The sequence below is a fragment of the Pedobacter sp. PLR genome (assembly GCF_026239675.1).
In the GTDB taxonomy this organism is placed as follows: Bacteria; Bacteroidota; Bacteroidia; order Sphingobacteriales; family Sphingobacteriaceae; genus Pedobacter.
In genome coordinates this window covers 49,289-71,633 of the sequence record NZ_JAPIVQ010000001.1, presented here as the reverse complement: position 1 = coordinate 71,633, position 22,345 = coordinate 49,289, and the positions used below count along the sequence as shown (strand labels likewise).

The 22,345-nt window shown below is 40.6% G+C and carries 20 protein-coding genes and 1 pseudogene; 14 read left to right on the top strand and 7 right to left on the bottom strand.

The window, feature by feature from the left end:
- Positions 1 to 84: 84 nt before the first annotated feature.
- Together OQX61_RS00265 and OQX61_RS00260 are read left to right on the top strand one after the other, a co-directional pair.
- Positions 85 to 1,113 carry an NAD(P)-dependent oxidoreductase gene (locus OQX61_RS00265; protein WP_265839635.1) on the top strand — a complete coding sequence of 343 codons (1,029 nt, stop codon included), beginning with the start codon at positions 85 to 87 and terminating at the stop codon, positions 1,111 to 1,113.
- A 46-nt stretch (positions 1,114 to 1,159) separates the two neighbouring features.
- A complete protein-coding gene (locus OQX61_RS00260) occupies positions 1,160 to 1,579 on the top strand; it encodes a DUF2141 domain-containing protein (RefSeq protein ID WP_265839634.1) in 420 nt (139 codons plus the stop codon).
- Positions 1,580 to 1,591: 12 nt separating this feature from the next.
- Here the strand turns inward: OQX61_RS00260 and OQX61_RS00255 are convergent, their stop codons facing one another.
- Genes OQX61_RS00255 through OQX61_RS00240 form a run of 4 tightly spaced genes read right to left on the bottom strand, consistent with a single transcriptional unit; the run spans position 1,592 to position 6,683 of the window.
- Positions 1,592 to 2,989, bottom strand: a complete 1,398-nt coding sequence (locus OQX61_RS00255) for a TolC family protein (RefSeq protein ID WP_265839633.1) — start codon at positions 2,987 to 2,989, stop codon at positions 1,592 to 1,594.
- A gap of 4 nt (positions 2,990 to 2,993) precedes the next feature.
- Positions 2,994 to 4,340: a biotin/lipoyl-binding protein gene (locus OQX61_RS00250; protein WP_265839632.1), complete on the bottom strand. Its 1,347-nt coding sequence runs from the start codon at positions 4,338 to 4,340 to the stop codon at positions 2,994 to 2,996.
- Positions 4,341 to 4,344: 4 nt separating this feature from the next.
- On the bottom strand, positions 4,345 to 6,006 hold the full coding sequence (locus OQX61_RS00245; RefSeq protein WP_265839631.1) for an ATP-binding cassette domain-containing protein: 1,662 nt from the start codon (positions 6,004 to 6,006) through the stop codon (positions 4,345 to 4,347).
- A complete protein-coding gene (locus tag OQX61_RS00240) occupies positions 6,003 to 6,683 on the bottom strand; it encodes a TetR/AcrR family transcriptional regulator (protein WP_265839630.1) in 681 nt (226 codons plus the stop codon). The genes OQX61_RS00245 and OQX61_RS00240 overlap by 4 nt, the downstream gene beginning before the upstream one ends.
- Before the next feature lie 161 nt (positions 6,684 to 6,844).
- On the opposite strand from OQX61_RS00240, the gene OQX61_RS00235 reads away from it, so the two are divergent.
- Both OQX61_RS00235 and OQX61_RS00230 read left to right on the top strand, forming a co-directional pair.
- Complete coding sequence (locus OQX61_RS00235) at positions 6,845 to 8,176, top strand: Gfo/Idh/MocA family oxidoreductase (protein WP_265839629.1); 1,332 nt, start codon at positions 6,845 to 6,847, stop codon at positions 8,174 to 8,176.
- 3 nt (positions 8,177 to 8,179) lie between these two features.
- Complete coding sequence (locus OQX61_RS00230) at positions 8,180 to 8,857, top strand: peptidylprolyl isomerase (RefSeq protein WP_265839628.1); 678 nt, start codon at positions 8,180 to 8,182, stop codon at positions 8,855 to 8,857.
- Positions 8,858 to 8,875: 18 nt separating this feature from the next.
- On the opposite strand, the gene OQX61_RS00225 is transcribed toward OQX61_RS00230, so the two are convergent.
- Positions 8,876 to 9,526 (bottom strand): hypothetical protein, encoded by a 651-nt coding sequence (locus OQX61_RS00225; protein ID WP_265839627.1) that lies wholly within the window; start codon positions 9,524 to 9,526, stop codon positions 8,876 to 8,878.
- A gap of 165 nt (positions 9,527 to 9,691) precedes the next feature.
- Between OQX61_RS00225 and OQX61_RS00220 the strand changes: the two genes are divergently transcribed.
- From OQX61_RS00220 to OQX61_RS00200, 5 genes are all read left to right on the top strand, one after another.
- On the top strand, positions 9,692 to 10,702 hold the full coding sequence (locus OQX61_RS00220) for a hypothetical protein (protein WP_265839626.1): 1,011 nt from the start codon (positions 9,692 to 9,694) through the stop codon (positions 10,700 to 10,702).
- A gap of 86 nt (positions 10,703 to 10,788) precedes the next feature.
- Positions 10,789 to 10,971 (top strand): hypothetical protein, encoded by a 183-nt coding sequence (locus tag OQX61_RS00215; RefSeq protein ID WP_265839625.1) that lies wholly within the window; start codon positions 10,789 to 10,791, stop codon positions 10,969 to 10,971.
- Positions 10,972 to 11,389: 418 nt separating this feature from the next.
- A complete protein-coding gene (locus OQX61_RS00210) occupies positions 11,390 to 12,457 on the top strand; it encodes an NAD(P)-dependent alcohol dehydrogenase (protein ID WP_265839624.1) in 1,068 nt (355 codons plus the stop codon).
- Positions 12,458 to 12,480: 23 nt separating this feature from the next.
- Positions 12,481 to 13,401, top strand: coding sequence for a helix-turn-helix transcriptional regulator (locus OQX61_RS00205; RefSeq protein WP_265839623.1), 921 nt, complete (start codon positions 12,481 to 12,483; stop codon positions 13,399 to 13,401).
- 73 nt (positions 13,402 to 13,474) lie between these two features.
- Positions 13,475 to 14,458 carry a YafY family protein gene (locus OQX61_RS00200; RefSeq protein ID WP_265839622.1) on the top strand — a complete coding sequence of 328 codons (984 nt, stop codon included), beginning with the start codon at positions 13,475 to 13,477 and terminating at the stop codon, positions 14,456 to 14,458.
- 109 nt (positions 14,459 to 14,567) lie between these two features.
- Here the strand turns inward: OQX61_RS00200 and OQX61_RS00195 are convergent, their stop codons facing one another.
- Both OQX61_RS00195 and OQX61_RS00190 read right to left on the bottom strand, forming a co-directional pair.
- Entirely contained in the window at positions 14,568 to 15,050 is a 483-nt protein-coding gene (locus tag OQX61_RS00195; protein WP_265839621.1) for a DinB family protein, read from the bottom strand.
- 118 nt (positions 15,051 to 15,168) lie between these two features.
- Positions 15,169 to 16,848, bottom strand: a complete 1,680-nt coding sequence (locus tag OQX61_RS00190) for a chloride channel protein (protein ID WP_265839620.1) — start codon at positions 16,846 to 16,848, stop codon at positions 15,169 to 15,171.
- A 221-nt stretch (positions 16,849 to 17,069) separates the two neighbouring features.
- Between OQX61_RS00190 and OQX61_RS00185 the strand changes: the two genes are divergently transcribed.
- The 5 genes and pseudogenes from OQX61_RS00185 to OQX61_RS00165 form a co-directional block, all read left to right on the top strand.
- Entirely contained in the window at positions 17,070 to 17,765 is a 696-nt protein-coding gene (locus tag OQX61_RS00185) for a Crp/Fnr family transcriptional regulator (protein ID WP_265839619.1), read from the top strand.
- Positions 17,766 to 17,985: 220 nt separating this feature from the next.
- Positions 17,986 to 19,185 carry an acyltransferase gene (locus tag OQX61_RS00180; protein WP_265839618.1) on the top strand — a complete coding sequence of 400 codons (1,200 nt, stop codon included), beginning with the start codon at positions 17,986 to 17,988 and terminating at the stop codon, positions 19,183 to 19,185.
- Between the two features lie 380 nt (positions 19,186 to 19,565).
- Positions 19,566 to 20,228 (top strand): response regulator transcription factor, encoded by a 663-nt coding sequence (locus tag OQX61_RS00175; RefSeq protein WP_265839617.1) that lies wholly within the window; start codon positions 19,566 to 19,568, stop codon positions 20,226 to 20,228.
- A 212-nt stretch (positions 20,229 to 20,440) separates the two neighbouring features.
- Positions 20,441 to 21,760 (top strand): hypothetical protein, encoded by a 1,320-nt coding sequence (locus tag OQX61_RS00170; protein ID WP_265839616.1) that lies wholly within the window; start codon positions 20,441 to 20,443, stop codon positions 21,758 to 21,760.
- Between the two features lie 246 nt (positions 21,761 to 22,006).
- Positions 22,007 to 22,246 (top strand): annotated as a pseudogene (locus OQX61_RS00165) (helix-turn-helix transcriptional regulator); the annotation flags it as partial.
- Positions 22,247 to 22,345 lie beyond the last annotated feature (99 nt).

Genomic DNA, 22,345 nt, shown 5'->3' with positions numbered 1-22,345 from the left:
TGAATTTTTTGGAATAATAAATGCTTATTAATAAATGATCAGGAATAATAAACAAATTCTTGTCTACAAAATTAAATAGCGGATATGAAAGTGAAGAAGAGAATTTTATTGACAGGAGCTTCAGGAACAGTTGGTTACGAAGTGTTGAAACAGTTGGTATTGCAGTCTGATAAATATGAGATTACCGCCTTTGATCAAAAGACAGACAACTCCGTAAAATTATTAGCTCCTTTTGAAAAACAGCTGGAAGTGGTTTATGGGGATATTACTAATCCGGAAAAAGTAGCGGAGGTTTGCATGGAAAAGGACTGTTTGATTCATTTGGCGGCAATCATCCCACCATTAGCAGATGAAAAACGGGAACTGGCGCATGCCGTCAATGTGAATGGTACTAAAAACCTGATTCTTGGTTTACAGCAACATTCGCCGAAGGCATTTTTGATGTATAGTTCTTCGATTTCAGTCTATGGGGATCGTTTAAATACACCCTGGATTAAGATTACAGATTCTTTGTCACCGAGCCCGGAAGACCATTACGCGGTCACCAAAATCGAGTCTGAACAGCTGATCCGTAATAGCGGACTGGATTTCTGCATTTTCCGCCTTGCCGCAATTATGGGCTTAAACAATCACAAGCCTTCCGGTATCATGTTCCACATGCCTTTGGCGACCTCGATGGAGATTTTGACACCTGAGGATACCGCCAGAGCCTTTGTAAATGGAATCGAACACCGGACATCATTGGCCGGCAGGACCTTTAATCTTGGAGGTGGGGCATTGTGCCGCACAACTTACGAGAAGTTTCTAAGCCGCTCATTTAAGGCTTTTGGACTTGGTGAAATGGATTTTCCGGAACACGCTTTTGCGGAGAAGAATTTTCACTGCGGATATTATGCCGATGGTGATGAGCTGGAAGAACTGCTGCATTTCAGAAGGGATACCCTCGAGGATTATTTTGAAAAACTGAAACATTCAGTCTCGCCTATAAAAAGAACACTGGCGGCAGTGTTTAGTGGCACCGTTAAAAAGCAACTGCTGAAAAAATCAGAACCCTTTCATGCCCTCCTTCATAAGGATAAGGAAATGGCCTCGCGGTTTTTTAATGAACTATAATATCATGACCTATGGTCGTTTTCTGACCATTAAAAAATGTATAACTATGAAAAATCTAATTGGAATAATATTGTTATTTGCTGTTCAAATTGGTTACGCGCAGCAAAGTCCCTTAAAAATCACGGTTACTAATATCAAAGAGCTGAAAGGGAAAATTCAGGTCAGCTTGTACAATAGCGAGGCTTCGTTTATTAAAAAAGGAAAGGAATACAAATCAATGATCAGGGAGGTGAAATCAGGAACGGAGACTTTTACTTTCAATGATTTGCCTAAAGGAGAGTACGCTGTAGCCTTATATCATGACGAAAACAGTGATGGAAAATGTAACACCAATATACTTGGTATTCCAAAAGAAGGTTACGCCTTTTCCAGAAATTTCATCCCTAAATTATCGGCACCAAAATTTGAAGATACCAGGTTTAAACAGGAACAAGGCAGGAGTATGGTCATTAAAATGCATTATTAAAACCTAAACTCCTTATTCTGTATTTGCTTTCATTTTAAACAGGTCTACATTGGAAATCAAGAACTTGTTTTGAAGTGCAATGCTGGATAATTTAGTGCTAACAAGGCTGTTTTCTCTGGAATTGAGTAAAAAGACTGAGCTTTCTCCCATTAGAAACAACCTTTCCTCAAATTGCAACATTTTGTTATAATCGCTTACCAGCGAAGCGGTAATGGCAATTTGTTGTTGAATGGACTTTATTTCTGCCTGCTGGGCGGTAATTTTGTTTTTCAATTGTAAGCGTTCCAGATTTAGGTCGAGCTGCTGATCTGAGATTTTCAGCTTTGCTAATTTCAAAGCCCCCCTTTCTTTTCTCAGGAAAAGTGGGACGCTGAATTTTAGTTCAAACTTATAATTGCCAGTCTGGTAATCGTTAAGATAAGAAGGGTCAGATAAATAATGGTAACCAACATCCAGTTTCGGCAATAACATATTGCGTTTTAATTTTTGTTCAATACCCAGTATTTCAATTTTGTTTTGCATTGCCATTAACTTAGGATGATTAGCTAAAACCAGGTCTTCCGTTACTGCCTCCTCAAAATTGAGCGCTAGCTTAATCACATCTTCCAGGTCATCTTCAGGGATGATTGATTCTCTTAGCTCCATAGGAGTGTTCTCGATCCAGAGGTAATTAGAGAGTTCGAGTTTTGATTTGGCTAATTTTAACAGGGCTTCAGCTACATTTAATTGCCTGTTTTTAACAACAATTCCTGCCTCTATACTGTCGACAGGAGCCTTATCTCCAGCCTTAATCAAGTTTTTTACAGCGGTCGCCCTTTTTTCTGCGAAAGACAGGTATTCCTGGTAAAGTTTTGCTTCCTCATTAGTCCTTTTCCAGTTGATATAAGCTGTAGTGGCTTCATAAATTACATTTACGGCCTGCAACTGGCGTTCGGATTTACTCAACTGTAGCTGGATTTTTGCAATCCGCAAGTCGGCCATCCGCTGATTGATAAGTAAGCCCTGTGCCAAAGGAACAGTAATCCCTAATGAAGCTAAACCATTGTCCGGTGTCTTGTTTTGTGGATTTAGATAGTAGCCTTCATTGGTGTCAAAACCAGCTTTAACCTCTATTCCATACCAGGTAGGTAATTTAAAACTGCTGTTAAACAGGGAGTAATACGCTGTTCCTTTGAACTGTTTATTGTTGAAATCTACTTCCAGCTTTGGGTCAAAACCACCGCGAGCCATCAGGAGTGTGGTCTCGGCTTTGCTGAGTAATAAATCTGCCTGACGCACTGCCGGATGATACTTTTTTACATAGCCCAGAAACTCATTAAAGCTCAGTACTTCTGGTTTAAACTGTTGGGCGCTGACTGGTGTACGGCAAACGAATAGGAACAGCAGCAATACAAATAATTTGATTTTCATGCCTTTATTTTTTAGAAGTAGCAGGTTTTTCCGATTGATAATAATTAGGTGGGAAGCCGTTTAGAGTTCTCCATATTTCAAACCAGACAGGGACGGTTTCCAAAAGTGCAATGGTTTCTGCGCCGGAGCCCATGCTCAATTGTTTCGGCCATGGATCTTCAGCTTCATCGGGCGCAATTAAGACCCTGTATTTGCCATTTGGGCTGATGAAATTCTCAATGGCCACAATTCGCCCTCCAAAGGTGCCGTAAGACATGTCAGGCCATCCTGAGAACACAATTGTCGGCCATCCATCAAACCAAACGCGGATCTTTTCGCCCTTTTTTAAAAGCGTCAGGTCTATCGGACTTACATAAGTCTCCACAGCCAGCTCGTAAACTGCGGGCATGATACTGACAACAGCGACGCCTTCTTTTACGGTTTCGCCTATCCCTGATTGTAATGCACGGTTTACATAACCGTCTTGTGGAGCTTTGATGTAGTACAGGCCATTACGGATACTGTAATTGGCGTATTGATTTTCCAGTTTACTCAGTTGTGCTGCGGCATCAAACTGACTGCTCATTGCGGTATATTTATCACCGCTGGTTTTAGATATTTTCTCTGCATACTCTGCAGAGAGGCGGTCTATTTCCAATCTTGCATTGATGAACTCATTCCTTGAAGTCAATAGCTTGTTCTCCTGGGTGATCAGTTTTGCCTGTGCATCTTGAAGTTTTAACCGCTTTTCTTCAACATCAGTTAAGGGTTTAAGTCCTTCTTTGTGGAGCTGTATGGAGCGTTCAGATTGTGTACCTGCAATTTTTACCTGTGTTTTTACCGCTTCAAAATCCATGCTGTCACTTTTTATTTTCAAAAGAGACTGTTTGATTTTATTCTTTGCCTGTTGGTGTTTCAGGGCTTTTTCACCTTCCAATGCCGTGATTTGAGTATTTAATGCATTTACTTTTCCGCCATAAGATTCCAATGCCATCTTCTTGGCGTCAACCTGGTTTTTTGTGTTTTGCAGCAGGTTCGGGTCAAAATAATCTTCTTTTACTTCTGAAAGGAAAATGATCGTATCTCCTTTTTTTACAAAATCCCCTTCCTGCACGTACCATTTTTCAATTTTACCGGGAATGACCGTATTTATGGTTTGTGGACGCTGGTTGGGTTTTAGGGCGGTTACGGCTCCGGAACCGGATATGTTTTGCGTCCATGGAAGAAAAAGCACAATAATTCCAATGACAAAGAGTGCTAAAATCACCCTGTTCAGCACCTTGTAGTGCGGCCGGTTACTCAGGTTTTTGACCGCGCTATAGCGTTCGAGTAAATGTTTTTGCGTATGATTCTGATCAGATAGATGGAGCATGTCTTTATTTTTTTAGGTCGCTGATAATTTTTCCGTTTTCCATGGTGATGGATCGGTTGGATTTCAATTTCCAGGTTGGGTTAGCAGAAGATACAACAACCGTCCAGGCCTGATTTTCGGAACAAATGAAGTCGATAATTGCATCGGCAGTGTCGGGATCCAATCTGTCTGTCGGGTCCTCATAAAGCAGGATTGCAGGTTTACGGATAATACTTCTCGCCAGCAGAATTTTCTGTGCGTTGGAAGATGACATTTGCTTGCCTTCAGGGAGTATTTTAGTGTCCAGGCCATTAGGAAGCGTCTTAATATAGCTGCTTAACTGTACGGCATCTAGTGCCCAGCGTATATCCTGATCAGTAATTGCAGGATCATTGAATGTGATGTTTTCCAGGATAGTACCCTCAAAAGGGCTTTCCCCCTGAATGATGGTGCCAATTTGTGAACGGTACTGGTTGATGTCAATTTTTCGGAAAGTATCATCATTGATAAACAAGGCCCCGCTGGTAGGTTTTAATATTCCTGAAAGGGTTCGGATTAGGGTGGTTTTTCCAGCACCATTTCCTCCATTCAGAATGATTTTTTCGCCCTGCTCAATTTTCAAAGAAATGTCTTTTAACATGTCTTTTTTGGAATCCGGGAATCTCATAGACAATTGATCAGCTTCTAGTGTGATGCAATCATAAAGCTGCTTACGTTCACTTTCCTGGACTTCCTCAATCTCCATATCCGTTACTTTTCCTATCTTTTCTACCGCAGTCAGTACATCGTAAAAAGTTTCCAGACCAAGTACAATTTTCTCTACCGAATTAATGACTAAAAGGATGATGATTTCTGAGGCCACAAACTGGCCGATGTTCATTTGCTGGTTCAATACCAGATAACCTCCAATCAGAAGCAGGCCAGCCGTAATGATCACTTTAAAGATAATCAACTGCCCATATTGACGCTTGATGATGTTGAAGTGTTTCTCGCGGTAATCCAGGTAATTATTGGTTAAAGTGTTGTTCTTTTGAAGCGCATAGTCGAAATTCAATGACTTTCTGAAGCTATGTTTATTACGCGCAATCTCCTGTAACCATTCTGCTGCACGATATTTGTATTTTGACTCACTCATGCTCGTGTCAATTCCACGCGTATAGGAGAATTTATAGATCAGGTACAGTAAGATCACCAGCAATAGCCCAAAAAGGATAAAGGAGGGGTGGTATAGCGACAGCAGAATGATTCCAAAACCAATTTGAAGCAAGGCAGAAGAATAGTCCAGCAACAGCTTTGAAACGCCTTTCTGAATGGTTAAAGTGTCAAAGAAGCGATTGGCAATTTCAGGAGGGTAGAGATCCTGGTACAACTCGTCGAATTTGATTTTCGGAAGCCGGTAAGCGAATTCAAAAGAAGAGCGTACAAAAATTTTCTGTTGTAGATTTTCTGTAATCCGCAATTGCATGAGCGACAAAATGCCCACAAAAGCAACGCCGGTAACTACGCCAATCACCAGGATGATCCAGGAAACGCTAACCCTGCCACTTTGAAGAAAATTCACAATTGCCTGAATCCCTAAAGGCAGGGAGAGACTGATGAGTCCGGCAATTATCGCGTAGAAAAATATCTGCGTAACATCTTTTTTATCAAGTTTTAGCAGACTGAAAAATCTTTTTGCGGGGCTCATGATTTAGGGCTTAAAAGGTGCTGAATAAGGTGTTTGTAGAAATCTGAAGGACTAACCATTTCGTTGCAATCAGTAATGGTTTTGAAATGGTCTTTCAGGAAATGCTGGTGTAGTGCACCCTCCACAATGCTGGAAATTAAACTTTTGGAATAAGGGTATGCCGGCGCGATCAGGATCACCATCGCGGCCATTCTGTTGATCACTCTTTTATAGATCAGGAAGAAGCCTTCTTTGTTCTCTTCATCAACTTCTTTCGTTAAAAATGTCTTAGTGAATTCTGCAATGATGATTTTATTCAATAAAGCTTCATTAATGTAAGGTGTGTTCTGATCGTCCTCAATTTTTTCGGTCACGATTTCCAGTGCCTTTAGTAATTGGTCTAAAGGAGCAGTAATGTTGGCCGTGGCAAATACCATCTTATATTCAATCCAACTCCAATACCAGGAGGATAAATAGACCAATAATTTATGCTTGTTTTCAAAGTAACGGTAAATAGAACTCTCATTGGAACCAATCAGCTCCCCAAGCTTTTTGAAGGTGAAATTATCAAAGCCAATTTCATCCATCATGATTAAACTATTCTTGATGATCTTCCTTCCGAGCGTAGTGGTTTCAGGGTCCTTGACATAAATTTTGTCGTTCACCTGTATTTTGATGTTTGCGAGTAACTGATCCATTTTAAATGTCTTTACTGCAAATGTAATAGTAATACTATCAATTTAAGTTATAATACTTTCTTTTTTTAATCAACATGCTTTAAACGTCAATAGGGCGTGTTTTGGTAGGATGAAAGATTTTAAGTATTTTACCTTCATTATGAACCTTTAAAGAAAATACGATGCTCAACCGAAGAAACTTTATCCGCAATAGTGCCGGCGCAATTGGCAGCACTGTCCTGCTTTCTGCACTAGACAATCCTGCTTATGCTTTGTATGAACGGACTATTGGTGCCAACGACCAGATCAATATCGGGGTAATTGGCATTAACGGAATGGGGTGGTCGGACCTGGTGGCAGCGCTAAAAGTTCCCGGAGTTAATTTGATGGCCCTTTGTGATGCAGATCAAAATGTACTGGATAAACGGATGGGAGACTTGAAAGGCTTAAATGTGGATGCTTCAAAGGTTAAAACTTATAAGGATTATCGTGCCCTGCTGGATAATAAGGATATTGATGCGGTCATTATCGGAACGCCGGATCATTGGCATGCCTTAATGATGATCCATGCTTGTGAAGCTGGGAAGGACGTGTATGTAGAGAAGCCTGTTGGCAATTCAATCCTGGAATGTAGAACGATGGTGGATGCACAACAAAAATATAACAAGGTAGTGCAGGCAGGGCAATGGCAACGGAGTCAGCAGCATTTCAAAGATGCGGTAGATTTTGTGCAAGGCGGACAACTCGGCAACATCCGGACCGTTAAAGTATGGTGTTATCAGGGTTGGATGAAGCCTGGACCAATCGTTCCGGATGCTTCAGTTCCGGCAGGTGTAGATTATAATTTATGGTTAGGACCAGCGCAAAAAAGAGCATTTAACTCCAGCAGATATCACTTTAATTTTCGCTGGTTTTGGGATTACGCAGGAGGTTTAATGACGGATTGGGGCGTACATTTACTGGACTATGGTTTACTGGGTATGGGATCGCCCATTCCGAAAAGTATTTCTGCATTAGGCGGCCGTTTTGCCTATCCGGATTTGTACGAAGAAACACCCGATACCCTGACCACACTTTACGAGTTTGATAAATTCAATATGGTATGGGATTCTGCGATGGGTATCGACAATGGTTCTTACAACAGAGACCATGGAATCGCTTATATCGGTAACAACGGAACGCTAATTCTGAATAGAGGAGGGTGGGAAGTAATAGAAGAAAGACAAAGCGGAAATAAGGTCAGTAAACCTTTAGTAAAAGCCTCAGATAATGGTCTTAATAACCACATGATCAACTTCTTTAACTGTGTGAGGTCAAGGAAAAGAGAAGAGCTGAATTGTTCCATTCAGGCAGGTGCCCATGTGGCCAGCATTGCGCAAATGGGCAATATCGCTTATAAAAGCGGTGAAAAGCTAACCTGGGATGCGCAGAAAAACCAGTTTACCAATAAACAAATTAACAGTAAATACTTAATGGCTCCATACCACAACGGTTATAGCCTGCCAAAAATTTAATACATGAAATCTCTTTTGATCACTTTAGGATTAGTCCTAATTACCCTTATTGGTTACACACAACCACGATTTGTACGTTTGGAAACGAATAAGGGGAATATCACCCTGATGCTTTACGAGGAAACACCCAAACACAGGGATGCATTTTTGAAAAGTATAAAGAAAGGTTTGTATAATGATGCCGCTTTTAACAGGGTGATTAAGGCCTTTGTTAGTCAGGGGGGAGAGTTAGATGAGACTATCCTCGACAGAGAAAAACTGAGCCCTGAAAAGCCTTTAGCGCGTATCCCTGCGGAGATTGTTCCTGCCCTTTTTCATAAAAAGGGAGCATTGGGGGCCGGTAGAAATGACAATCCGGAACACAGTTCTTATCTGACCCAAATTTACCTGGTAGTCGGTAAACCACAGACTGACGCAGCGCTGGATGCGATGGAAAAAAAGAAAGGTCACCAATATTCTTTGGCACAAAGAGCAGCTTACAAAACTATCGGAGGAATCCCTCGTCTGGATCTGGATTATACGGTGTTTGGCGAAATTGTAGAAGGCATGGAGGTTGCTGATGCCATCAATTTATCCCCAACAGATAAAAATGACCTGCCTTTACAGCCAATTACATTTACGCCAAAAGTGTTGTCTAAAAAAGAATCGGCAAAGCTACTTGAAAGACTTCCTAAAAACTAAATTGCATCATTATAATGATTATCGTTCTGGTGTGATCTTTAGATTTTTCCAGTTCCCACCAGAGCCATTTCCTACCCAGTAACCAATCATTTTTCCTTGTGTGTGGGCCAACGACCGCACATCAAGGGCTGGTTGTTTAGCTCCATTTACGTAAACGCTGACCTGATTTGCTGATATTTGTATTTTTACATGAAACCATTGGTTAGGATCAATGGCAGCTGAGATCGGTTGTTCGTATTTATTTGGAAAATTCTCCCTCAGTATTGGCCAGTCATATGCAGGAAGGGCTGTGTATTGTATGGCATGGGCCTTTCTATTTGAGTCGGTTGAACGGAAGTTAAACGGCCGGAAGTAAACGGATTCGTAGGTTGTGTCGTTTAGTCCATGAAAAGCAATTCCAACAAAGCTGCCTTGAAACTCATCTTTTCCCTTAAGATCAAACTCAATTGTACCCTTTGTAAATTCCTTGCCAATTATCCATGCAATGCCAGCACTGTCCATTTCATTCAGGTGTACTGCTCCGGATTTTTGCTCCAGACTGACCGTACGGTTGACCAATCTAAACTTATCTTTTAAATTCTGGGCCCTGACGCAATTGGAAACGCATACCATGGTGCAGATCATGAGCAATAAAGCAGTGGTTGTTGATGTTATTTCTCTCCTATACATGGGGTTTATATTAGTGTGTGCTATTTTTGTTGTAAATTGTTTACCTTTAAAAGAATAAGTTTGTCAAATGTGAACAATTATTTGATAAAAAGCTATTCAAGGTCGCGCCAAAAGCGTGCAAACTCGTGCAAAATAGATACTGTTGTGTTAACTGATTGATATATAATGGATAATGATTTGGAGGTCGAGCGTGTTAAAAAGTGTTTGGAAGTAATAGAGGAAAGGCTTGGGTGGGGATCAGGCAAGGAATGGACAGGACAGGATTTTGAGCGGTTGAGTGTTGAGATCAAAAAGGGGACAGGTGTAATACTAAGTGTAACCACCTTAAAACGTCTTTGGGGGAAACTGAAATACACGAATGTACCCACTACCACCACATTAAATACATTAGCAAAGTTTGCTGGATATGACAATTGGAGAACGTTTAAACACCAAAAGTCATTGGAGGAAACACCGGTAATACTTCCTGAGGCCAGATCAGCAGCAAAGAATGCAAATAAAAAGTTCTTGAAATCGAAATATTGGCTCCCTGGACTGATCTCATTACTGATTATTGGCTGCCTGGTATTTTTCTCGAATGCCGAAATTAAAGCTCCAGCTAATCATACAGCATACGTATTTAGGAGTAATAAGATCAAAATGGAAGGAGTACCAAACTCTGTTGTTTTCAATTTTAATGCAGCCGCTGCCGGGACTGATTCTGTGTTTATTGCGCAGTCCTGGGACCTGAACCGGAAAGTAGCGGTATCTCCATTGGAGCATATTCATTCTGCTATCTATTATAATCCGGGCTATTACAGGGCTAAGTTAATCGTTGGCAATCAAATCGTAAAGGAGCATGATTTAATGATTTCATCCGGCGGCTGGCTGGCAATGGTAGAAAACAATGGAGGTGTTCCGCTTTATTTTAAAACAAAAGAGGTGCTGACAAAGAATAAAGTAGAAGTCAATGAGGATTTATTGTCCCGGTATAATATACCTTTACAGCCATCACTGCCGAAATTGCGCTTTTTTAATGTACGGGATATCGCCGGGATACAGAATAATCACTTTATTTTTGAGACGACTTTGAAAAGCGATTTTAACCAGGGGACTGCGGCCTGTCAGCGCGTAGACGTGCTGATTCTATGTAAAGATGATGTCATCAGTTACCGCTTTGTTCCAAAGGCTGTGTAGGGGATCTTTCTCTGTATGTAGCAGGTACGAAGGTACAGAGCATTGATGCTGATCTGTCAAAATTTGGCTGTAACCTGGATCAATGGGTGAAAATAAGGGTAGAATCAAAAAACCAACACATACGCTTTTTTATCAATGACAATGAAGCTTACTCGCTTACGTTTTCTGGTAAGCCTGCTGATATCATAGGCCTGCAATATCGCTTCAATGGCACAGGTGCGGTAAAAAATACCCGATTTATCAAAGATAAGCAGGTGATTGATTTTTAACTTACGTTAGCAAACGATTTGCTATTTATCGCTCCGCATTGAAGTTTTACGGCCAGATACTTTAGATTTGCGGCCAAAATAGATGCAAATTAGGATCATTTTATAAATAAGACAGCCAATGACTCATTTTATCAAACCGGCCTGAAATCATTATTAGAAAAGTTAAGTATGATTATGCGGTTACAGTCGTACGAGATGGCCATACTACAGCCGATCGCCCGCATTTAAGTGCAGTGCAGGTCATTACACATCACAACTGGATGTGGGAGAATATGACACCTACTGAAGGGCAGATCTGACTTGTAAATTGCACTGAATTATTAATAGAACTGGAATAACCTTTGTTTTCATTCAATCCGGATACAAAAAGCTTCAATGTGGATACATTTGGCGATTAGGTATAAAAGATCTTTGTTTAATGCTAGAAGAGAAAACAATTAGCAGGATACCATCAAAAGGATATGCTGCTCAAAATGAACATACGAATTTAGCTCCATGGGATTTTGAAAGAAGAACCCCCGGAGAAAATGATGTGTTGATTGATATTTTATACTGTGGCGTTTGCCATTCTGACCTCCATGCTATTAAAAACGACTGGTTTTCCGGTGTTTTTCCGATGGTCCCTGGTCATGAAATTGTAGGTAAAATAGCTTCGGTTGGCAATCAGGTCAGCCGATTTAAAACAGGAGATTTAGTTGGTGTTGGTGTGATGGTGGATGCCTGTCTGGAATGTGAAAATTGCCATAACCACCAGGAACAATTTTGTGCTACAGGCGTACAAACTTATAATCATATCGGCAGGGATGGTTTACCGGTATATGGTGGCTATTCCAATAATATTGTGGTAAGAGAAGAGTTTGTCCTGAACGTTTCTGAAAAACTGTCACTTGCCGCAGTAGCACCATTACTTTGTGCTGGCATTACGACCTATTCTCCACTTCGCCACTGGAAAGTTGGTAAAGGACATAAATTAGCCGTACTAGGTTTAGGGGGATTGGGACACATGGCCGTGAAATTTGGTGTAGCCTTTGGAGCGGAGGTAACGGTTTTAAGTACTTCAGAATCAAAAAGGGAAGCTGCAAAAGCTTTAGGAGCTCACAATTTTGTGGTCACTCAGGATGAGGCGCAACTCTCAACTGTGAAATCTTCATTTGATTTTATTCTTGATACGGTTTCCGCCAAACATGATATTGATGTCTATTTATCGCTGTTAAAAGCGAATGGTGTTCATATCTGTGTCGGCATTCCACTTGAACCGCTTAGCGTTTCACCATTTTCAATTGTTGGCGGTAATAAAGTCCTGGCTGGATCTGGTGCAGGTGGCCTGGCTCAGACTCAGGAAATGCTGGACTACTGTGCGGAAAATAATATCGTTTCGGATATTGAGCTGATTGATATTAAAAACATTGATACTGCATTTGAAAGAATGCTGAAAGGAGATGTACGGTATCGCTTTGTCATAGATATGAATACGATTAACCAATAAATTATCATTAGCTTGTTCAGGTCATGAAAAAAGAGAACCATAAGCCCTATGTCATCCATTCGATTTCTGAATTGCACCGTATCCTGGCGTTGCCAAAACCGGAACATCCATTGGTTAGTGTGATTGATTTTGAAGAAATAACATGCTTTTCAGATGAAGCTTACAAAAGTCTGGCTTATGGTCTTTATTGTATTGCACTTAAAAAAGGTTTTGAAGGGAAAATGAAATACGGACAGAATGACTACGATTTTGATGAGGGAGTGATGTCTTTCTTTTCGCCAAATCAGGTCGTAACTACAGAAATTACCCCTGATTTAAAGCTGTCCGGTTGGTGGCTGGTAATTCATCCCGACTTTCTCTTAAATTATACGCTGTCTAAAGCCATAAAGGAGTATGGTTATTTTTCTTATGCCGTCAATGAAGCGCTACACTTATCTGATAAAGAAGAACTTCAGGTGATCGCTATCATGAAGTCGCTTCAGCAAGAATACCTTTCTCCTATTGATCAGTATAGCCAGGATGTGATGATTTCTCAGATAGAATTGTTGCTGAACTATTGTAACCGTTTTTACAACAGGCAGTTTATCACGAGGAAACATGTGAGTCATGATCTGTTAGTCAGCGCTGAAGGGCTATTGACTGCGTTTTTTGAAGATGACAGTTTAATCCTGAAAGGTGTACCTACAGTACAACTGCTTGCCGCGAAATTAAACGTTTCTCCCCATTATCTGAGTGATATGCTAAGGCAGCTTACCGGTCAGAATGCGCAACAACACATTCAAAACAAATTGATGGAGCGCGCTAAGGAGCTACTGACAACAACAAGTTTATCGGTGAGTGAGATTGCCTATAAACTAGGTTTCGAATATCCTCAATCCTTTAATAAGCTCTTTAAGAACAAGATGTCTGTGTCACCGGTTACATTTAGAACCTCTTTTGAATAAAGAAATACAGATTGGGGTTCAATATTTTTTGTTCAGAGAATGGTTATCTTAGCAGGTAACAAATAATGATAAAATGATCGATGAAAGCCCCAAACGTTTCGACAGGATCGTAGCCATACTTATCCAGTTGCAGTCCAGCAGGATTGTAAAAGCACAGGAACTTGCCGATCGTTTTCAGGTTAGCCTTCGCACAATTTACCGGGATATCCGTAGTCTGGAGAGCTCTGGTGTACCTATTTTATCCGAAGCCGGCTCCGGGTATTCTATTATGGAGGGATACCGCCTGCCTCCGGTTATGTTTACCCGCGAGGAAGCCGGTAGTTTTGTTGCCGCAGAAAAACTCATGCAACAAATGACCGATAAAACCCTTGGTGCGTATTTTACTTCGGCAATGTTCAAAGTAAAGTCGGTGATGAGAAATAAGGATAAGGATTGGATCAGTGCTTTGGAATCGCAAATACTTGTCCGGCCAGGCCAGGTGCTTTTTAATAAAAATGTGCCTGATGCTTTAGAGCTCATTATGGAAAGTATTGCAGAGCAGAAACAGCTGGAGTTATGGTATCAGGCATTTGAAGCCGAGGAGCCGGGGCAAAGGACTATTGAACCCGTTGGGCTCTTTCATGAAAATAACTTTTGGTATGTTTTAGGTTATTGTCTTTTGAGGCAGGATTACCGGCAGTTCCGCACCGACCGAATTGCACAGATCAGAAGAACTAATCAGCCATATCTGACTGCACATGGCCCTCTGGAGCAATACCGAAATAAAGAATCGAATTGGGAGGAGAAAACCAGGGTCAGGATATTGGTCGAAAAGAAAACGGCGAAATACCTGCAAAGCAGTAGAAAACATTACGGATTTGTAGAAGAAAAGAGCAGGGGCAACCAGGTAGAAATGATTTTTATGATCAACGGAACTGATGAAGGCTTTCCCCGCTGGTACCTGATGTTTGGAGACGTTGCAGAGATCCTGGAACCTGAATATATGAAACTGAGGGTCCATGATCTGGCAAAAAAAGTAATGGCCAATCTTGAACTTCCGGAACTAGTACCAAACTGAAAATAACAGCCGGTCTGGTATAAGCCATCCAGAGTTTGTCTTGTCGGGTAAACCTTGACAAGACAAACTCTGGATGGCTTAGCAACCTTCTTCAGTATGGAAAGGCTTCTTAGGCTCTTTCAAAAAAGAAAGGAGGGGTAATACCCAGGCTGCGCAGGTATACATAACCTTCACCGCGATGGTGGATTTCATTATCTATAAAATAGAAAATAGAAGACCACGTTGTTCCTTTATACTGCCCAAAAACAGTAATCTCTTCAGAAAACTTTTCTTCAGGAATTTGCTCCCAATAGGTATTGATCGTTTCTGTAGCTTCGTCCCATAATTTAAGCAATTGCTCTTTTTGGGTGATGCCTTCAAAATGTTCATTCAGTTCAGTAATCTTACCAGTAGCGATTTCCTGTATTCCTGGTGCGCCAATGCCAAGCAGTTCCATCACCATTCCGGCAAAGCTGCGCATACCTCCAATTGAATAATTAAAAAGCTCCTTTTCCGGAAAGGCTTCGATTACCCTTCTTGTTAAGGCACGGTGTCCCTGCCAGTGTGCCAGTAATTCTGTTGCGTTGATCAGTTGTGCTGTGGTCGTGTTCATGATTTATCTTTTTAGATGATGAGGTTTAATAAGACAAATCTAAAACCAGCTACTGACAGCAGTATGTCAACAGGAATTATTAAAAAATAAAAATAACAATGCACGCTTTAACGCAAGGTTACCGGGTTGTTTTCACACCCTGTTGTTTCATAAATTTACGACTCTTTACTATGATTTTTATACGTTGTCTTTTAAGCGAAAGGTTAATTCCGGCTTCCTGATTCTCCTGATGATATAACGCATAGGCATGGAGCACATCATTATAGCTAAGCATGCCAATCAGCGTTGCATTTTCGCCGGACATAACCGGCAAAACTTCTTCACCAGTGATGGCCATCAGCTCTACGGCTTTAGAAAGCGGATCACCAGGACTTAATACCGGGACCTTTCTTAATATTAATTCTTCAATGGAAGCTGTTTGCTGAACCATCTTTTTGCCCTTTCCAAGCACCCGGGAAACAACGATTCTTCTAAGGATATCAGGTTCATAGGCATCGGGTGTGTAAATACCCCTTCTGGCGATTTTTTCCGTCATAATCGTGTTTTCCATAAAGAAAAAGGAAACCAGGTAAGAAGCGGTACAAGCGCCTAATAATGGAAGCAAGGCCTGTGATTGCATGGTTGACTCCAAAGCAAAAATGATACTCGTTAAATAGGCTCTGGAAGCACCTGCAAACATGGAGGACATACCAACAAGTGCAGCCATAGGAATGCTAATCCCCGTTTCCGGGAAAAACAGCTGTATCAACGTTCCTATAATAGCTCCTGCCGCACCGCCGATCGTTAAAAGAGGAGCCAGGGTTCCTCCTGAAGTGCCACTGCCAAGCGCAATTGCCCAGGAAAGAAATTTAAAAAAACACAGGCTAAGCATCAGTGCCAACGGAATCTTTCCGGAAAGCATATTGATGATGTTATTGTAACCCACTCCAAGTGTATGTGGGAAAAAATATCCGATGAGGCCTACAACAAGTCCACCAATTGCCGGCCACCACATCCAATGAACAGGAAGCTTTTCAAAAGCATCTTCCACCCAATAAACTATTTTCGTAAGGGCCAAAGAGATAAATCCAATAACTATACCAATGGCACTATAAATGGCCAATGCAAAGTTCGTCGGACTTTCTAAATCAGGCATTGGGAAAACCGGACCAGATTCGAAAAGAAGCTGATGTCCTGCTGCTCCCGTTATACAGGCCAGTGCCACAGGTAAAATCGCCTTAGGAGAGAACTCAAAAAGCAGCAGTTCAATGGCAAGGAAAATGGCCGCAATAGGCGTACCGAATATGGCCGACATCCCTGCTGTAGCACCCGCGGCAAGAATGATTTTGCGCTCGTTGGGAGTGATCTTAAAAAGCTGACCAATGGTAGAACCTAACGCGCCTCCGGTCGCAATAATTGGCCCCTCGGCTCCAAAAGGACCTCCGGATCCAATGGCGATTGCCGATGAAATGGGTTTCAAAAAAGCAATAGCCGGCTTAATCTTGCTGTGGTTGGTTAAAATTTGTTCCATTGCTTCCGGTATGCCGTGACCCCTGATTGCTTTAGAACCAAATAATGCCATCAGTCCTACTAAAACACCTCCAATTGCCGGAATAATGATGACAAATAATCCCAGCGTATTTTCTGCCGGACTATGAAAAGCCAGATCAAATGAACCGTAGAAAAATAGATTAGTCACCAGGTTGATCAATAAAACCAGGATTTTGGCAATCAGGCTAATGAGAATGGCTACGCCAATGGATAAAAGGGATATCTGTAACAAGCGTTTTTTTAGGAACTGAGATTTGGATCTCTTCATGATATGAGTTTATTAAAGGCCCGCTTTGAGCGAACCGCCGCAAAGGTAGAGTTTGTAATTCATATTCGGAAGCTATGAATATTGTTTAAATTATATTATTTGTTTATTAATTTGTAATTGATGGTAAATAGTATTGTTTTTACAATGTTATTAGCGCTTGAATATCTATTCCTTGCAATCTGGTGGCTAAGGTTTTGTTGTAAAAATTGCATATTTGAAGAATGAAAGAATGCGGTAATGCTTGTGATCTTAAAAAGTGTTTCTTATGTAAACTCTGTTTGCCGGAATGGCTTCCTGCTTTGGCAGTACAGAAAAGGAATTTTGAGCTGAAAAAGGGGGAGTTGATCTTTAAAGAAGGGGATGCCGTTAATGGAATTTATTTTGTGCACAAAGGCAGTTTTAAAGTCCATAAAAGATGGGATAAGGATAAGGAACTGATTATCCGTTTTGCCAGACCGGCAGACATTATAGGCCACATGGGACTAGGCAAAAGGCTGCTGTATCCGGTATCGGCAACAGCCCTGGAGCCATCTGTAGTTTGTTACCTGGAAATGAGCTTTTTTGAAAGTACCTTAAAAGTAAACACAGAACTGGCCTATCAACTCATTCGATTTCTGGCAAATGAACTTGATGACTCCCATAGAAGTATGCGGGATTTAGCTCATATGTCCGTTAAAGCGCGTATTGCACAGGCATTTATTTCCCTTCACCAGCAATTTGGTATCGATGAGCATGGTTTCATTGATATAGAAATCAGCCGGCAAGATATTTCTTCCTTTGCAGGTACCACTTATGAGACCTTATTTAAAGTTTTAAATGACTTTGCCAAACAAAATATACTGACCTTAACAGGGAGGAAAATTCTCATAACAGATCATTTGAAACTACAGGAAATTGTAAATAATGACCATGTCTGATTTCCATGGAACCATCCACTGGCTGAAAGTCCTAAAAACTACAGTATTAGTTTTTCTTTGGAAATGTAACAATCACGTTTAATAAGATTGGTCAACTTGCTCAGTTGCCATAGGAGGTGGATTTAAAAGTACACTGAACGATATTTATTTTATTATTTAAAAAAATATCCTAACTTTTACAATCACCGCTTATTCCTTTCTATAAACAACCAGATACCATATGAACCAAATCCCTATTTATTCTCCTCCCGCCAGGGAAATACCGACAGTAATTGCTAAACCTATTCCAGTAACAGATCATAAAGTTGAGTACCTTCCTTCGTTAACCGCCTTACGGGGCATCGCGGCATTACTTGTGGCAGTATTTCATTTTGAAATGGCTGTTGCCCGGTTTGTTCCTGCGGAAACAACGATGTTTTTTGAAAAATCCTACCTGATGGTGGACCTGTTCTTTATTATGAGTGGCTTTATTATGATGCATGTCTATAGCAACCATTTTAAAAACAAAATACAGGCAGGATCGTTGAAAAGCTTTCTTGTTGCCCGATTTGCAAGAGTGTATCCCCTGCATTTATTTTCACTCCTGCTGTTGGTAGTAATTGTGCGCTGGGTTACCGATTGGGGCAATCCGCCCATTATCTTTGAACAGCCAGCCGATATTTTGCCGAATATATTTCTACTTCATTCCTTTGGCTTTACCAACATCTATTCCTGGAATATTCCTTCCTGGAGTATCAGTGCGGAATGGGCTGCTTACCTGTTGTTTCCGGTAATTGCTCTATTTATTAATAAAAAGAAGACTGTTGCAGTGGTACTTTTAGTCATACTTGTGGTAGTGGCATATTATGCAATCATGTATTTACTGCCCCGGGTAAACCCTATTAATCCCGCTATACCAGTTCCTCATAATCTAAATACAACATTCGATTACGGGTATATTCGGGGAATAGCCGGATTTACAGCTGGTGTACTCATATATCTGCTCTACGAATTACGCGCTGTCAGAAAAGCGTTCTCCTCGGATATGGCATCTCTGCTCAGCATTTTTGCGATAATCGTGTCTATGCATTTTTCGCTAAATGATGGACTAACGGTTTTTCTGTTTGCTATTCTTGTGCTCAGCTTTACCGCAAACAAAGGTAAGATAGCTAGTTTCTGTAACCGGAAATTCTTGCAATTCTTAGGGAATATCTCTTACTCCGTTTATCTCATGCAAATCTTTCTGCAAGAACCATTTTCGCATGGTGCATATCTGCCGGGTACTGTAGGAATAGGGAGGGGTAAACAGAATATTGATTTTTCAATTGGAGTGCTGTATTGCATAGTCTATTTAATTCTACTCATTCTGATATCATACATTACTTACCAGTGGGTAGAGCGCCCCAGTCGGAAGTTTATAAACCGCATGTGGGGGAAATGATAAAAAACATCAAATCAGGCACTGGGCTGTATCATAGGATACGGCCTTTTGCTTTTACGACACATTTCTAACCCTAACCAGGGAGTGTTGCTATGCGTAACTAAGCAAACAAAATCTTGCATCTTATGTAAATGTTTAATTTTTTGTTGCAATTCTATGTAATAATACTAGGATATAAGAAGTGAAAAGATTAACTTTAATTATAACGAAATGTGTTTTAGCAACATCAATGTCTTATAATTTAAAATTTATTGTCTATAATATGTGATTGCAGGTAGTTATCACACTATAGTTAAAGAAATAATTTTACCCGTAGTCCTGAATGATGCGCTTATTAATAAGGATAAGGCTACGAAGTTAAGAGTGATTAACATTGACTTATGATTCATTTGGCGATAGCTGACAATCAAAAACTATTTAGGCAGGCACTCGCTACGCTGATAGCGCAGGAAGAGGGGCTCTGTCTTAACATCCAGGCAGAGAATGGCACTGAGCTTTTGCGGCTATTGGAAAGTGCGCAAAAATTACCAGATGTAATTCTGATGAATATGGATCTGCCGGAAATCAACGGTATAGAGCTTAACCATCAACTGCAAAGGTACTTTCCTTCCATAAAAGTAATTATCCTCTCTTTACATCCCCAACCGAAGCTGGTTTCAAAAATGATTGAAGATGGGCTTGGCGCATACCTCATCAAAAACTGTGACAAGGACGAGCTGATTAGTGCAATTAATATTGTTCACAGGGGTGGGTTTTATACAAACCTTCAGGCAATTCAAGATGCCCAATGTCCATCTGTTTTTAAAGTTGTGCAAAACAAGAAGCCATGGGAAATTAAGTGGGCGCTCACCAAACGTGAAAAGGAAATACTTCATTTGATTTGTATGGAGTTAAGTACTACTCAAATTGCTGATAAACTTTTTTTAAGTGCACGCACTATTGAAGGACATCGGAAACACTTGTTATCAAAAACAAAAAGCCATAACACCGCTGGACTCGTCTTGTTCGCTGTGAAAAACGGCCTGGTCAACCTAAGCCCATAATTAATTCATCTCCTGATATACTATGGCTGCAGGATTAAAACTCAGTAGGCAAGTAGAACTACTCGATTTCGAAATCGAGTAGTTCCAGGCTATTATGAAGGCTGGAATTGATGTTACTTTGGTTCGTAGTTAATCAGTTTTACAACTGAATAACAGGCGTTTACCGAAAAGCCTCAAAAGAGTAGGTATCATCCCTATAATACAATTACATTATGTCACAATCTAAAAATGCTTCACAAGGAACAGATGTTCTTTATGAAGAAAATGGTGTAGTAACCGGTAATGAAATCCGTAACATTCAGCAAATGTGGGACACGGCAATTGAGATGCAGAGTAACGGTTCATATGATACTGAAACCATGTATGCCATTTATAAAAATATGAATCCAAAACTTACCTATCAGGACATTTCAAATGTTTGTAGTGGTGTATTTGCGGATACTTATTGGAACAACATATTTATGGATCCTTCATTCCTGGCTAAGAGTCTGGTTCAGGCTTTAGGATTAGACATGGCTAGTGCAAATAATCTGGCTGCAATCTCTATTCGTCAGTGGAGAGGTATATTGTGCCGTAAAAATATTAGAGATATTGGCACTATTCCAACCGGGACTGATTATACCCAGAGTGTTGATATCGTTTGTAATCAGAATACAGAGCTAAATACTGATCAGGTAATTGAACAGTGGAATAATCAGTTCTGGCAAACACCTCAGGTGGGAAAAAATTATATTTATGCGCGTTGTGCAAACACAAATTTCAAGGGTGACATTACCAACCCTCAATTGCAAATGTTTTATTCTACAGGAGGCTTTAATCAACCACCAACTTCCTGGATACAATGTTTAACAGCCGCCAATGGTACTGCGGTTGGAAATGTGGTATTACAGGGCGGAGAAGAAGGTTCACTTGCTCCGGGTGTCCGTGGTGTTTCAGAAGCATTCTTTTTAAACCCTACTTCGAATAACCATATCTGTGTGATTGCGGCGCTGACTTCTGATTTCTTTCTCAAAAACAACCCGCTTACCATACCTTTAGGGAATTGGAATTCCAATACCTATATCACTAGCAACGGGGCTTCCGCCTGGCATAATTTTGATCCTCAAAAAAGTCTGGAGGATACTTTGAAGTTCTATAACCAGGATGACACTGAAGAAGATTTTACTTTTGTGGCCAGATGTAAAAATGTTCCGCCGGGCTCTAAAATATCACTGGCATCTGACGATAGTGCCTTGAAATTTACTACCGGTGAAATCATTGTTACTTCATCTGTTCAGGAAATCAGGAAAACGGTCTCACTTCCGGGAAATTACAAAGGCAACCTTAAAGTTAGATTCGAAGGGCCTGATGGAAAGCTTCTACCTGCTTCTTCAGCGCTTGAGATTACTCAGGTATGGAATTTAAAACATGGGCATACCAACTACCTTGATGCAGTTAAAAGACTTGGTGCGATAGAGAATTTAAGGTCTTTAGCAGAAGTTCAACTTTCATTGGGAAGTTTTACCATTACCGGAGGTGCAAGGGCTAAATAAGTTTATATCTCCTGATTAAGGGGGGGGCAGGAGGAAAGTCCTCCTGTTTTTTTATAAAAATCCTTACCTGTTTATTCAGGTAGGGATTTTTTGTTTACAACCGATCCGTTAAATTGATTTCAGGCTACAACTTTGACTTATCCGGCTACTTTTTGACGGTTTAGGTTGTTGAACTTTGTGGTAATGAGTACTAAATCAATTATAATGAATAATATATCAAATCCTATCAAAGGAAAAGTCGTGGATCATCTCAGGGTTTCAACCCGCTATCTAACCGATTTGCTCAAATCACTAACCGGGCAAAATACCCGGCAGCATATTCATGTCAGACTGATCGAAAATGCCAAGGATATGTTGAGCACAAGTCGGCTTAGCATTGCCGAAATTGCCTACAAGCTTGGTTTTGAACATCCGCAGTCATTTAATAAACTTTTTAAAAGGAGTACAAACCTGTCTCCGAATGCCTTCCGGAAATCCTTTAATTAAAACAGCTTTCATTTACGGAATCGCCCATATCAGCTGTTTTCTTAGGCTATCTTACCAGGGTTTTAGTTAAATAAGGACAATATACGTTCAGTATTGGCC